General features: G+C 35.0%; 13 protein-coding genes. 5 read left to right on the top strand and 8 right to left on the bottom strand.

The features are described 5' to 3' along the window. Positions 1–145: 145 nt before the first annotated feature. Both CD172_RS09965 and CD172_RS09960 read right to left on the bottom strand, forming a co-directional pair. On the bottom strand, positions 146–1,585 hold the full coding sequence (locus CD172_RS09965) for an alkaline phosphatase (protein ID WP_103346260.1): 1,440 nt from the start codon (positions 1,583–1,585) through the stop codon (positions 146–148). A 273-nt stretch (positions 1,586–1,858) separates the two neighbouring features. Then, positions 1,859–3,298: an alkaline phosphatase gene (locus tag CD172_RS09960; protein WP_103346259.1), complete on the bottom strand. Its 1,440-nt coding sequence runs from the start codon at positions 3,296–3,298 to the stop codon at positions 1,859–1,861. A 218-nt stretch (positions 3,299–3,516) separates the two neighbouring features. Here CD172_RS09960 and CD172_RS09955 point away from each other — a divergent pair, with 218 nt between their 5' ends. Continuing rightward, complete coding sequence (locus CD172_RS09955; RefSeq protein WP_103346258.1) at positions 3,517–4,167, top strand: zinc ribbon domain-containing protein; 651 nt, start codon at positions 3,517–3,519, stop codon at positions 4,165–4,167. 72 nt (positions 4,168–4,239) lie between these two features. On the opposite strand, the gene CD172_RS09950 is transcribed toward CD172_RS09955, so the two are convergent. Together CD172_RS09950 and CD172_RS09945 are read right to left on the bottom strand one after the other, a co-directional pair. Beyond that, positions 4,240–4,854 (bottom strand): DedA family protein, encoded by a 615-nt coding sequence (locus tag CD172_RS09950; protein WP_103346257.1) that lies wholly within the window; start codon positions 4,852–4,854, stop codon positions 4,240–4,242. 117 nt (positions 4,855–4,971) lie between these two features. Next, positions 4,972–5,382 (bottom strand): hypothetical protein, encoded by a 411-nt coding sequence (locus CD172_RS09945; RefSeq protein WP_103346256.1) that lies wholly within the window; start codon positions 5,380–5,382, stop codon positions 4,972–4,974. A 259-nt stretch (positions 5,383–5,641) separates the two neighbouring features. On the opposite strand from CD172_RS09945, the gene CD172_RS09940 reads away from it, so the two are divergent. Next, positions 5,642–5,914, top strand: a complete 273-nt coding sequence (locus CD172_RS09940; RefSeq protein ID WP_103346255.1) for a DUF2316 family protein — start codon at positions 5,642–5,644, stop codon at positions 5,912–5,914. A 168-nt stretch (positions 5,915–6,082) separates the two neighbouring features. Here CD172_RS09940 and CD172_RS12615 read toward each other — a convergent pair whose 3' ends face one another. Next, complete coding sequence (locus tag CD172_RS12615; RefSeq protein ID WP_107365594.1) at positions 6,083–6,184, bottom strand: type I toxin-antitoxin system Fst family toxin; 102 nt, start codon at positions 6,182–6,184, stop codon at positions 6,083–6,085. Positions 6,185–6,318: 134 nt separating this feature from the next. Continuing rightward, on the bottom strand, positions 6,319–7,329 hold the full coding sequence (locus CD172_RS09935) for a HoxN/HupN/NixA family nickel/cobalt transporter (protein ID WP_103346254.1): 1,011 nt from the start codon (positions 7,327–7,329) through the stop codon (positions 6,319–6,321). A gap of 213 nt (positions 7,330–7,542) precedes the next feature. Between CD172_RS09935 and CD172_RS09930 the strand changes: the two genes are divergently transcribed. After that, on the top strand, positions 7,543–8,220 hold the full coding sequence (locus tag CD172_RS09930) for a response regulator transcription factor (RefSeq protein ID WP_037565806.1): 678 nt from the start codon (positions 7,543–7,545) through the stop codon (positions 8,218–8,220). Then, on the top strand, positions 8,213–9,697 hold the full coding sequence (locus CD172_RS09925; protein ID WP_060551889.1) for a sensor histidine kinase: 1,485 nt from the start codon (positions 8,213–8,215) through the stop codon (positions 9,695–9,697). Before CD172_RS09930 ends, CD172_RS09925 begins: the two co-directional genes overlap by 8 nt. 220 nt (positions 9,698–9,917) lie before the next feature. On the opposite strand, the gene CD172_RS09920 is transcribed toward CD172_RS09925, so the two are convergent. Continuing rightward, complete coding sequence (locus tag CD172_RS09920; protein WP_103346253.1) at positions 9,918–10,358, bottom strand: antibiotic biosynthesis monooxygenase family protein; 441 nt, start codon at positions 10,356–10,358, stop codon at positions 9,918–9,920. A 184-nt stretch (positions 10,359–10,542) separates the two neighbouring features. Beyond that, a complete protein-coding gene (gene cls, locus CD172_RS09915) occupies positions 10,543–12,033 on the bottom strand; it encodes a cardiolipin synthase (protein ID WP_060551891.1) in 1,491 nt (496 codons plus the stop codon). A gap of 437 nt (positions 12,034–12,470) precedes the next feature. On the opposite strand from cls, the gene sph reads away from it, so the two are divergent. Then, the gene (sph, locus tag CD172_RS09910) at positions 12,471–13,430 is read left to right on the top strand and encodes a sphingomyelin phosphodiesterase (protein WP_060551892.1); all 960 of its coding nucleotides are present in this window, start codon (positions 12,471–12,473) and stop codon (positions 13,428–13,430) included. Positions 13,431–13,533: the final 103 nt, after the last annotated feature.

The raw sequence follows: 13,533 nt of genomic DNA, 5'->3' as shown, positions 1-13,533 counted from the left end.
AGCAGGGATTTTTTAGTATAACTTTTGTTGCCCACCCGCATAGCAGGTGGTTTATTGTTTCGCACGTTTTACGTGCTCAACTGACTGAAGTCATTAATTATAAAAACAATGCCCCTCATATAAGCGGGGCATTGTTTAATCTGCTTTAATTATCTCCAATCATTTCGAACATTTTCTTGGCGTTATCAGTATTATCGATATTTCCTCGGAAATGTTCAGCGCCTGGTCCGTGCGCATAAATATCAACATCTTCACCTGTATGGCCCGTTGACGTCCAACCTGTTAAAGATTTGTCGTCGATTGGTTTTTGGATGGTCTCATGAAGCTTTTGAAGCTGTTGTTCATATTTTTCTTTATCTTTGTCTTTATTGATTTTACTTAACTTTTTAGCTTCTTTTTTCATTTTCTTCATGTCTTCTTTACTCACTTCAAAACCATATCCTGCATTAATGGCTTCTTCTACACTTTTACCTGCTTCAATTTGTTCTACCATCCAACGTCCTGAATGTTTCATTTGACGAATGGGTTCTGGTTTCCAATTGTACTCGCCATCTTTCCCCATCGATAAACCACCTGTTGAATGGTCCGCTGTTGAAATGACTAACGTATCTGGATGTTCATTGGCATATTGAATGGCATGTTCAAATGCTTTCTCATAACTTTTCATTTCAGACATGACACCTGTCACATCATTTGCATGTCCTTGTTTATCGATAGACGCACCTTCTACCATAAGGAAAAAGCCCTTATCATTCTGTGAAAGTTTATCCAATGCTGCTTTTTGCATATCGACAAGTAATGGATTTTTTTCAGGCGCATCAATTTGTAATGGCATATTTTTTTCTGCAAATAAGCCAAGAACCTTGTCTTTTTTAGAAGTCACTAATTGCTGTTTATCTGTGACAACATCATATCCATCTTTTTTAAATTTTTGATCTAAATTGCCGTTTTCTTTACCGAAATATTGAGATCCGCCACCTAACAATACGTCAACTTTATGGTGACCGTTGATGCGTTGATTATAAAATTGCTGAGCGATTTCATTCTTTTTATCTCGATTATCTACATTCGCTGCAAATGCCGCTGGTGTGGCATCGGTAATTTCAGCAGTTGACACTAAACCTGTAGATTTCCCTTTCGTTTTAGCACGTTCGAGGACTGTTTCTAAGTCTTTTTTATTGGTGTCTACACCGATAGCACCATTATATGTTTTCACACCTGTACTAAATGCTGTACCACCCGCAGCAGAATCAGTTATATTTTCTTTTGGATCATCAGGGTGTGTTTGATGAGCACCTACTAAATAATCATCGAATGTTGTTCTATCCACTTCTTTCGTTTTAGGATTGTCTGCAAAATGACGATACGCTGAATTATAACTTGGCCCTAGACCATCACCAACCATAAAGATGATATTTTTAGGATTTTTAGTATTACCATAGACAGATGCTTTTTCTTCTTTTGATTGTTGTTTATGGGCTGTATTATTTTCATTTGCACTCACCATTGGTGTTGTTGCTAATAGAGATGATGCCACAAGGGTACTCGCTAATGTCACTTTTGATAACTGTTTTCTATATTTCATTATGTATTTAACTCCTCTACATCAAAATTTAATTCATAGCCATTGTAGAGTGCGATTTTAAAGCTACAGTTAGGTTTTCATTAAAATAAAGTAAATGCCAAACCACTTTATCTTAATAATTTTTTTATATTTATTTTATTTATTATTACGCAAAAACATCGGCTGTTAGGCGCACATCAAATAAAAAAGACGTTTAAATCATACATGAAATGCATAATCCAAACGTCACAACTATACAGATGATGAGATGTATTTACTTTTATTCAAAAACAATTAGTTCTTAACATTGTTGCCAAAGAAATCAAAAATATGTGTAGCATTTTCAGTGTTATCAATATTACCTTGCCACTGATTAGAACCCGGACCATAGGCATAAGTATTTACATCTTCTCCAGTATGTCCATATGTTGTCCAACCTGTGTGTGATTGATCATTAATAGGTTTTTGAATGGCATCTTGCAGTTTTTGAAGTTGCGCCTCATATTTGGCTTTATCTTTTTTCTCATCTAAACCTTTGATCGCATCGGCTTCTTTTTGAATCACATCAATTTGCGATTTAGATACGTCAAAACCATATCCTGCTTGAATAGTTTTCGTCACATCTTTACCGCTTGCGATTTCTTCTGCCATCCATTTGCCTGAATGTTTCATACTTTGGATTGCTTTTGGATCCCATTTGTAATCTTTTCCTTTACCGATTGTCAATCCACCCGTGGAGTGATCTGCAGTCGCAACAACTAATGTATCTGGATGTTTTTGCGCATATTTCATCGCATTTTCAAAAGCTGATTCAAAGCCTGACATTTCTGACATAACACCTGTAATGTCATTCGCATGACCTTGTTTATCAATCGATGCGCCTTCTACCATAAGGAAAAATCCTTTTTTATTTTTAGAGAGCTTACTCAATGCAGCATCTTGCATATCAGATAATAACGGATTTTGTTTTGGTGCATCAATTTGTAGCGGCATATTCTTATCTGCAAAAAGACCGAGCACTTGATCTTTTTTAGAGTGAGCTAATTGTTGTTTGTTTTTAACAAGATCATATCCATCTTTTTTAAACTTTTTATCAATATCACCGTTTTCTTTCCCAAAATATTTGGCGCCACCACCAAGTAATACATCCACTTTATGCTTACCGTTAATGCGGTCATTATAAAATTGTTTTGCGATTTCATCTTTTTTATCACGACTATCGATGTGTGCAGCGTACGCCGCTGGTGTCGCATCTGTAATTTCTGCCGTTGAAACTAGTCCTGTTGATTTTCCTTGAGATTTAGCACGTTCAAGAACTGTTTCAACAGGTTTTTTATCTGGCGTCACTCCAATTGCACCGTTGTATGTTTTATGACCCGAACTAAATGCAGTGGCACCAGCAGCAGAATCTGTAATATTTTCTTTAGGGTCGTCTGGGTTAGTACGTTGTGTTCCCACTAAATAGTGATCAAATGCCGTTTTTTCCATTTCTTTTGTATTAGGATTATCTTTGAAATAACGATACGCTGAATTATACGATGGTCCCATTCCATCTCCCACCATAAAAATCACATTTTTAGGATTTTTTGTATTTCCATACATAGCGACTTTGTCTTGCGCTTGATTTTGTTTACTTTGTGCCTTCGCATACGTTGCTTGTGAGACACCGAGGATGGATGAGGCAATCAATGAACTTGCGAGTGAAACTTTCGTTAATTTACCAACTATTTTCATATGTAACTAACCCCTCTTAATATTATTGTTTACAAACGTATTATATATACTGTTTTTGAACCAGAATTTGATTTCACTATAAATTTGAGTAAAGAGAATCATAATCATTACTTTTTACTAATAATATAAAGAACAGAAGCCTGTCATATCATAAACTTTCCTAGTATTTATAAATTGATTTCATTATAATAACCTTAAAGAGAGAAAGGTGTGATTTCATGCAACAATGTCAACATTGTGGGGCACCCATTGAACAGTACACGCGTATTTGTCCACATTGCGGTCGTTCACGTTTCGAACCCCCTACACCACCTAAAAAACCTTCATCATGGTTATTCAAAATTTTAGCCTTCTTCATAACTTTTTTAATTATTGCCGTTATAGTGAGTATTGGTTTTTTAGCAATGCGATTTATGAATACAGACATAAACTTTGATTTTACACCTAAAAAAAGTGACAAGGCGTTGCCTCATACGAAATTACAACATGTAAATGTTTTATCACCTGAATTTAGTGCACAGTACATGAATGTGAATCGCATTGAAGGGTATCAAGGATTTAAACTTAATCAAACACGAGATCAAATCGAACAGCAATTTGGCAAAGCTGAAAAAACATTTAAGGTTGGCGATTTAAAGGTCCACAAATATGATGACATTGGCGTTTCATACAGTAACGACCGTGTTAATCATGTTTTGGTGACACCTAACAATGTTTCTAACCATGCATTCATCGCGGTTCATAACCGTCCTGATGCAGACCATGGCCACTACTGGTATTATGATAAAAACAACCAAAATGGCTATACCATTAAAGTTTATGTAAAAGATGGTCATATTTTAGCTATAGAAAATATCCCACAAATATAAAATAGACCTGACACGTTACACATTAACGTTTCAGGTCATTTTTTGTTGTTCCACATGAAACAAACTATTTAATTAGATTTTACTTTTTTTACCACGGTGCCACCAGCGATAGATAAGGTATAAGACAGCTAAAGCTAAAATCACGACAAATATTTTAGAATATATACCCACATATTGAATAATTTGATGAATATGATCACCTAAAGTCATCCCTAACGTGATTAAGAATATATTCCAAATTGCCGTACCTATAGCTGTGAATAGGATAAAGTGCAACATATTCATACGCGTTAAGCCGGCAGGAATAGAAATAAGCGTTCTTAATATCGGAACTAAACGTGCGAATAAAATCGCCCAGTGGCCGTATTTTTCAAACCACGCAGACGTTTTATCTAAATCTTTACGTTTAATTCGAACATATTTACCATACTTATCAATCCAGCGATATAAACGTGCTTCACCGATTAATAGACCGATGTAATATAAAACGACAGACCCAGCTGTAGCAGCCACAATAGCAATTAAACATACAATCCAAAAATTCATTTCCGTACGGGTAGTCATGTAGCCGGCAAACGTAAGCACAATCTCTGACGGAAAAGGGTGCAAGATATATTCAACAAATATTAATAGAAAAATGCCAAAGTAGCCATAATGGCTCATTATATCAGTAATCCATTGCTCCATGTTTTTCACCTATTTACTATGAGAATATCGTTCATTATAAATTTTACTTACCCATTTTACCATAAATGAATCTTTGACATGTTGTTTGTCATTTCTAACGTTTGATATATCCATATATTATTCCATCACTTCTTTAAATGGATTATCCATCTCATAATCATAGTATTTTTCCTCAAATTCTTCATTCCGATGCTCATACACTGCTCGTGATACGATACTGGTACGACGTTCTAAGCCGTAATTTTCTATATAAATACCATTACGCGCTTTTACGTATGGCACGACTTTCGCTTTAAACTTTACCTCTTCCCCAATCAATGCGCGACAACGATCGAAATACCTTTCGCGTTCATATAACCATACGTGATCAACGTCTATCCCTGATACAGAAACATGTTTTAATAAAATTCTCACATTCCGTTTCCAAGGCGCAGACATATCTAACTTATTTTTATGGTCAACAGCAGTGATAACACCTGTCACAATCACTTTGCGATTTTTGAATGGTTCTAATTGTGTTCGTTGCATCGGTTCACCACCTTTCGACGCACCCTATTAAATATAAATATACCCTTAATTGTGAGAAAAATACAAAAATTCGTATTATAGATATACTCAATTTAATCGTTTGAAATACACAAAAATGCATAGAGGCAGTCTAACCGGACACTTCCCTAAGACACCCAGGATGTCTAAAATGCGTGTTTTCCCTAATTGACGGAATAATGTAATGCTCCTATGATAGATACACACACATATTCAATTCACCAAGAAAGAAGGTTTCATTATGTTATTGACTGAAACACAACGTCAAACGACACGTCAAGAGTTATATGCGCATTATGAAGACACATCATTAAGTTTAGAAGCGCTCGCAACTCAATTAGGAACTAGCCCCAAAGAAGCACGCGACATTTTGAATATGAACATGAGCCATATGGATGAAAAATTATTTTACGACCGTTTAATATCAGTGATTAACTTGTTGAATTCAATGATTACTCAAAAGGGTGGTACGCCACAATCCTATACGTATATAGATCAAATCACTAAGCAATGACATGAGAGAAAACATTGTAATGGCCCATTGTAATTAACTTAATCAAGTCATTTTGCATTACCCTTACAACTCATGTTATAATTTCATTAACAAGGATACTAATGTAGAAGCACCAATCCCCTCACTACTGCCATAGTGAGGGGATTTTTTGGTGTTGGCCCATGTCGCCTATTTATGCTTATTGCCACGCGTACGTAGCCAATGCGCAAAAAGCGTAACAATACAACCACTGATGATCGTGGTCGTGATGTGAACAAGGATATCTAACATAGAACGCACCTCCTCTCTACGTCAGATTGACGCCTGAGAGATAGGCGACGTTAAAAGTATATCATCTGTCGTCACACTACGCATCCGCTTTAAAATATATTAATAATAAACATTTATAGCATATTTACTATCAATTAATTGGGTGTATTTTCTATTTTGAAAACTTTCCATATTGTTACTGATACAAGCCATGCCAAAATGAAAACAATGACCAAACCATAACCCAACCATCCTACATCAAGTTGAGTAATCCATCCTCCTATGCCTGTCGTCCAATGTTGTTTTTCGCCAATCAGCTGTAAAATTTCTAATACACCAATTATCAACGCGGCAATGACAGAAATTGAAGTGATGGTTATGTTGTAGTATATTTTACGCACTGGTGTTTCAAAAGCCCAATGGTAAGCCTCAGTCATCACAATACCATCTAAAGTATCTAATAAGCTCATACCAGCCGCAAACAATATCGGTAACGCCATGATACCGATTAACGGCAAAGTTCGTTGCGCAGCACCTGCCGACAACGCTAAGAAAGATACCTCACTCGCTGTATCAAATCCTAATCCAAATAAAAATCCTAATGGATAAACATGCCAACTTTTAGATATAAATTTAAAGAAAGGTTTTACAAGGTGAATCATAAACCCTCTGGAATTTAAAAGCGCATTTAATTGAACAGATGTGATATGTTCCGTGCGCACCTTTTTAAATAATTGAATCAACTGAATTAAAATAATTAAATTAATAACCCCAATAATAATAAGGAAGAAACCCGACACTAGCGTACCTATTAACCCACCTGTATCTTGGAACGTAGCGATGTGATCTTTTGCCCAATTCACCGCAACCCCTAGCAACACAGCCATTAAAAATACGACTGAGGAATGTCCTAAAGAAAAATAAAAGCCTACGCCTGTCGGACTTTCCTTTTGTTCCAATAATTTACGTACTGTATTGTCAATGGCAGCAATATGATCTGCATCAAATGCATGACGTAATCCTAAAGTGTAAGCTATAAACCCCATTCCGATTAAAATAGGGTGTTGCCAACCACTAAAAAACAAACCGCCAAAGCCGAGTATGTGTAAAAGCAAAACAATTCCCAAATATGGGCCTGCATTTTTAATATTTCGATTAATTTTCATAAAATCACCATTACTATATTATAATAATAAAAGGATACACTTTCTTCTTTGTAAGTTAAAGCAAAAGTATAAAAAATATTTTTAAATAAACATAAAAACCAACACTTCCTTGACATTTTGTTCAAAAGATTAGATTATTAATAGATTTAAAGCTACCTTATTAGTAAGAAATATGCTTAAATGAGTGATAAAGAGAAAAAAAGAGGTGCAAACATGAGCAACAAAATTTTAATTATTGAAGACGACCTAGATATACAAGCATTGATCCATTTGTCACTCACCTCTCAACACATTGGTGAGGCTGATTGTGCGAGTACGTTTAATGAAGCCCTGAAGTATCTTCAGTCGCATACTTACGATGTGATTTTGTTAGATTTAAACTTAAACTCTGAAAGTGGTTATGAATTATTAAACGAAGTCGATCAAACACAAACAAAAGTGTTAATCGTAACAGCTAAAGATACAAGCTATGACGTATACCGAGGTTTTGAAGAAGGTGCTGTCGATTATATTAAAAAACCATTCGACCCGATGGAACTTGCTTATCGCGTAAAAATACATTTGAAACCAAAACGCGATTATATGTATCAGTTCAAACATCTTAAAGTGAACTTCCGTACAGCTGAAGTGTGGATTCAAGACGAGCCAGCGAATTTAACAGCGCGTGAATACGACTTATTAGAATACTTTATTAGTAATCCAAACCGTATCTTAAGTAAAGAACAATTATATGCTCAAGTTTGGGGTTATGAAACAGGTGTCGACGACAATACGTTAATGGTACATATTCGTACGTTGCGTAAAAAAGTAGAATTAACACCAAACACACCTGAACTGATTCAGACTGCCCGTGGTAAAGGATACATTTACCGAGGTCAATTGAATGAATAAGCGCTTTATTATTAAATTTGCGAAATACATGTCGTTGTACTTTTTTGTCACGACATTATTGACACTCGTAGGATTTATACTTTTCACGTATTTGGCAAGCAAACCGTCACATATCAACAATTTAACAGAGTTTGACTTGGAGCTTTATCCCCCCTACTCACCTAAAGAAGTAGAAGTACCAATGCCTGTTTTAGAGCTCGCCAAACAAAGTAAAGCAGACGTCTATGTGACTAAATTGAACGGCACTATTGTTTACCCACATAATGTGAAAGGGAACATCAAATCCCGTTTAATAAAAAATGCCTATCAATCGCATTCAATCCGCTATAAATACGGCGCTGAACATTATTATTTTATCTATATTTATCCTAAAGGCGAAAATCCAGATATTAAAAATGTCAAAAACATCGATGTTCACATGTTGCTTGAAAGTATGCGTACGAACGGGTTAAATCCTTATGAATTTAATATTTCAAATGGGAATTTAACGTTTTATGAAAACAGTGGGATTGACCGTTTTGATACAACTATCGTTCAAGAACATACAAATACGATTTATTTAAGTTGGTTAGTGATTATTATTGCCAATATTGTATCCATCTTAATCTTTTCATGGATGATCTCACGTCGTATTTCGCGGCCACTCTTTTTCTATTCCCGTTGGATTAAAAATTTAAGTGTCGGTCGCCTGCATCAACCTGATGCACGTGTTCATAATCGTGAACGTACACGCAGGATTTATCAAGAACTTGACGATGCAATATTCACATTGAATAAACAACTTGTAAAAGACCGCTTTTATCATGATCAAATTCAATATTATAAAACGAAATGGATATCTCAAATTTCGCATGATTTAAAATCTCCACTCACATCGATTTATGGATTTTCTAAACTCGTGCGTGGCGCAACTGATGCAGATCAACAACATCTCAAATTGATATCTGAAAAAGCAGACTATATTCGAGAAGTCATTGATAACTTAAGCGCACAATTCAAATATGAAACTGAACAAATGGAATATCATCGTGAAGCCTTTGAAATACAAAGTACTGTTGAACGCGTAAAATCTACTATTGGATTTGAAAAAATCAAAATAGATTTTAACTTTCCACCAGAAACTACATTTTATGGCAATAAGCTCTATTTTGAACGCATGTTATTTAACTTAATCAATAATAGTTTAGATCATAATGCTATCAACCCAGATATCACGATTTCATTTGATATAGATGCAAGAGATTTGTTTATTGACTATCAAGACAATGGCAAAGGATTACCAAGTTATAAACTTGATGATCTCATAAAAAAATCGTATACATCTAAAAAAGAAAAAGGAGAACACGGCCTCGGCTTATCAATTATTCGCGATGCTGTCGACTTCCATCAGGGTGAATTAACACTCGTGCCATCAAATAAAGGTGCACATTTTAAAATTTATTTACCAACAATCACACAAAGCAATGATAATAAATAATAGATACAAATAGTTAAAAACCACCACATCAAATTGTGGTGGTTTTTATACACGTATCATTGTCGAACAAAAACCTAGCGAATGTGTATGCGATTTACAGTTTTATAGTATGTTCCATGTGTCGTCAATTCTCTCGTTACATTACACTTTATTAAATTTTATGGTGTTATCATTCATAATTATACAAGATTTCGAATCAATTTAGATTGTTATAAACCTTTTAGACATGATGATTTCGCTTAAATAAACGATCGTAAAATGAAATGCGATATGTTAAGCGACGATTGACGATATCACATTCTACAATTTCATTAAATGCAGTATTAAATTTATCTGATTCAATCCATGTATTAAAGAAATGGGCATCTTTCCATAATGTAATAATCACATAATGGTCTGCCTCATCAATGGGTTTTAGAAAGTAATAGGAATTGAACCCTTCTAAACCTTCCATGCCTGAATCTTTACTCAAACATTCCGACTCAAACTGTTCAGCTTTACCAGCTAAAATTTTAATATAGTTTAAAACGACAAAACATTTATCTATTGATTCTCCTACGTTATGCAAAGTTTCGTAAGCTTTAGTTTCATTATTTTTATCAATATAAATAGCATCTTCAAAGCGAATACGGTAATTTTTATTTTCATCAAGTATATCCATAAGCTGCCCCCTTTATTCATATGTATTCCCACGTTAAAGTGTCATGAAAGCGACATTTAAAAATTTTTATTAATAATATAAAAAACATCTATATTTTCACTATTATACACAAGTATTCCTATCTCATTGCTCATGTTCGAAAAAGAAAAAGCACTGATTCATTTCAGCGCTTTTTGCTTTTAATTTATAAAATAGGTGATACGAGTTTAGCGATAGATTGTTTGAATTTCACCCAATTAGAACGTGATTCATAACGCTCTGGTGTCAGTTTTTTCGAATCTTCAACATCACGTTCAAAGGCATGGATGAGTTTTTGTGCAATCGCTTTATTATAAATCAATGCATTCACCTCAAAATTTAATTGAAAACTACGCTGATCCATATTTGCAGAACCCACTGATGCCACTTCTCCATCGATAACCATCATTTTCGAATGGATAAATCCTTTTTCATACGTATAAACATTTACACCCTCGTACATCAGTTGTGCCACCGTCGTCAACGTTGCCCAATGTACAAATGGTTGGTCTGGTTTATTTGGTACGATAAGATGTACATCCACACCTGACTTAGCCGCAATTCTTAACGCATTGACAAAGCCGATTTCAGGTACAAAATATGGCGTATGAATGTATATCGATTTTTTCGCGTTCATAATCATTTTCAAATAGGCAAACTCCAGTTGATGCCAGTCATTATTCGGACCACTTAACCCTAATTGCATGGCAACATGACCATCTTTACGTGCATTTTTAGGAAAATATCGTTGATCATAATCCAATTGTCTATCTTCATCAACTTGTGAATTCCAGTCATGTATAAAGCTAAGCTGTAAAGCATCAACACCATCACCTTGAATGCGCAAATGCGTGTCTCTCCAGTAGCCTAACTTATCGTCTAATCCTAAATATTCGTCACCAATATTAAAACCACCTACATACCCAATATCACCATCAATAATGAGATTTTTTCGGTGATTTCGATTGTTCACTCGAAAATTGATAAAGGGGATAATTTTTGCGTGAAAGAAAGCTTCTATAGATACGCCCGCTTCATAAAGTCCTTTCATTTTACCTTTACGCAATTGTTTGGATCCCACTGCATCATATAACAATTTGACTTCAAGACCTTCACGCGCTTTTTCTTTTAAAATTTCAAGAATTTCAGTACCTAAGCCATCTAAATTAATAATATAAAATTCCATGTGAATGTAATGCTTTGCTTCACGTAAATCTTTTTTCATTCTCTCAAATAATGCATGACCATCTGTATAGATATGAACATGATTATTTTCACTTAAAAACGATGCATCACGTGTAAGCATCATTTGAACGAGGTCCGCTTGCTTTTCAACTACAGGGTTACGCGTTTGAAACGTTTCATTTTCAAATTGTTCCTTTTGTTGGTGTACACGTGCACGTGCATCTTCAACTTCTCCTGATGTTTCTTTTTTACTACTTTTCAACTTAACTGCACGTCCAAAGAATAAATAGAGTAAAAAGCCTAACACAGGTACAACAAATAATAATAATAACCATGCCCATGTAGATGTAGCTTCACGTCGATCTCTTTCCATAAATATAATGAAAAATGCTAACACTAGGTTGATTACAAAGAACGACCCTAAAAACAAGCGATAGAATATATTGATGCTAGGATCAAATATCAATTGCATCTCATTCACCTCACCTTTTCTTTATAATGTTTTTATTATACCGAAAAAGTAATGAGGCGTCTTTTAATATGGATATAGAATGAATCAAAATAACCATCTTTAATAATCCCATTTATAGATTTACTCGCTTCTATAAATAAATTTTCTTCTTACAAGACATTTTTGGTGATTTTATGCATACAACAATCCCCATCTCTTCATATTAACTATACAACTTTATACAAAGAAAAAGCCCTACACCAGCACAGATGTAGGGCTTTTATGGATGGTAATGATCCATGTTTGACTAGTTACATCATACCATAGATTTTTAATTTCAATAATTTTCTTAAGCTAATTTTAAAGTTTTTTATATTTTCGGTTAATTTAACAATAGCTTCAAACTCCTTTGATATGGTGTTTTGAGTCGTACATTATATATTAAGGAGTGTTAAACGATGAAGTTGTTTTTTCGTTGCTTAATGGTAGTTTGTTTGCTTATTTCAATTCCATTTTCTATTGCTCAAGCTGAAACAGAACAGCACAATCTTAAAATTACAACGCACAATGTCTATTTCATGCCCCGTGCCTTATATCCTAATTGGGGACAGATGAACCGCGCTGACCTTATTGCGCAAGCACCTTATATGCAACACAACGATGTAGTAATTTTAAATGAATTGTTTGATGAGAAAGCCTCAGCGAAATTAAAGGCAAACTTACAACATACATACCCTTACCAATCACCTATTTTAGGCGAATCAAGTTCTGAATGGGATGACGCACATGGCTACATTCATAACGCTAAAATTACAAATGGTGGTGTGGCAATTTTAAGTCGTTATCCAATCATGCATCAAGAACAACATATTTTCGCTCAGGGTCGCGGTTCAGATGCAATGGCTAAGAAAGGCTTTGTATACATTAAAGTGAATAAAAATGGGCATCCTTACCATATCATAGGTACGCATCTTCAAGCGGATAATAGTGAAAGCACCTATACGAAAGATGCAACTGTTCGTGCGAGTCAAATGGCAGAAATACATCAATTCATTCAACAAAAACATATCCCAAAAGATGAAATGATTGTTATCGGTGGCGATATGAATGTGAAAAAAGGTTCTAATGAATATAACGACATGTTGGCAGAAATGAATGTTTCTGAGCCTCAGTTTTCAGGACACACGTCTACATGGAATACTGAAACAAACAGCATAGCGAAGTACAATTATCCAGATTTAAAACCTCAATATTTAGATTATCTACTCGTTGAGAAAGATCACGCGCAACCTCAAAATTGGACGAATCAAGCACTCAATATTAAGTCTCCTGAATGGTCAGTGACATCATGGGGTAAGACATATCATTATCAAGATTATTCTGACCATTACCCTGTCGTTGCGTCTCAATCTCAATAGCATTACAAATCAAAACCACCCGTGTGAACGGGTGGTTTGTTCTGCGGCTGAAAGCCTCTGTTACTGACCAGCCCTTGTAAGGGCACTGAAAAGATCAGCCAAC

Origin of the sequence: Staphylococcus agnetis (assembly GCF_002901865.1) — a bacterium.
Lineage (GTDB): Bacteria > Bacillota > Bacilli > Staphylococcales > Staphylococcaceae > Staphylococcus > Staphylococcus agnetis.
This window is presented reverse-complemented; position numbering and strand designations above follow the sequence as displayed.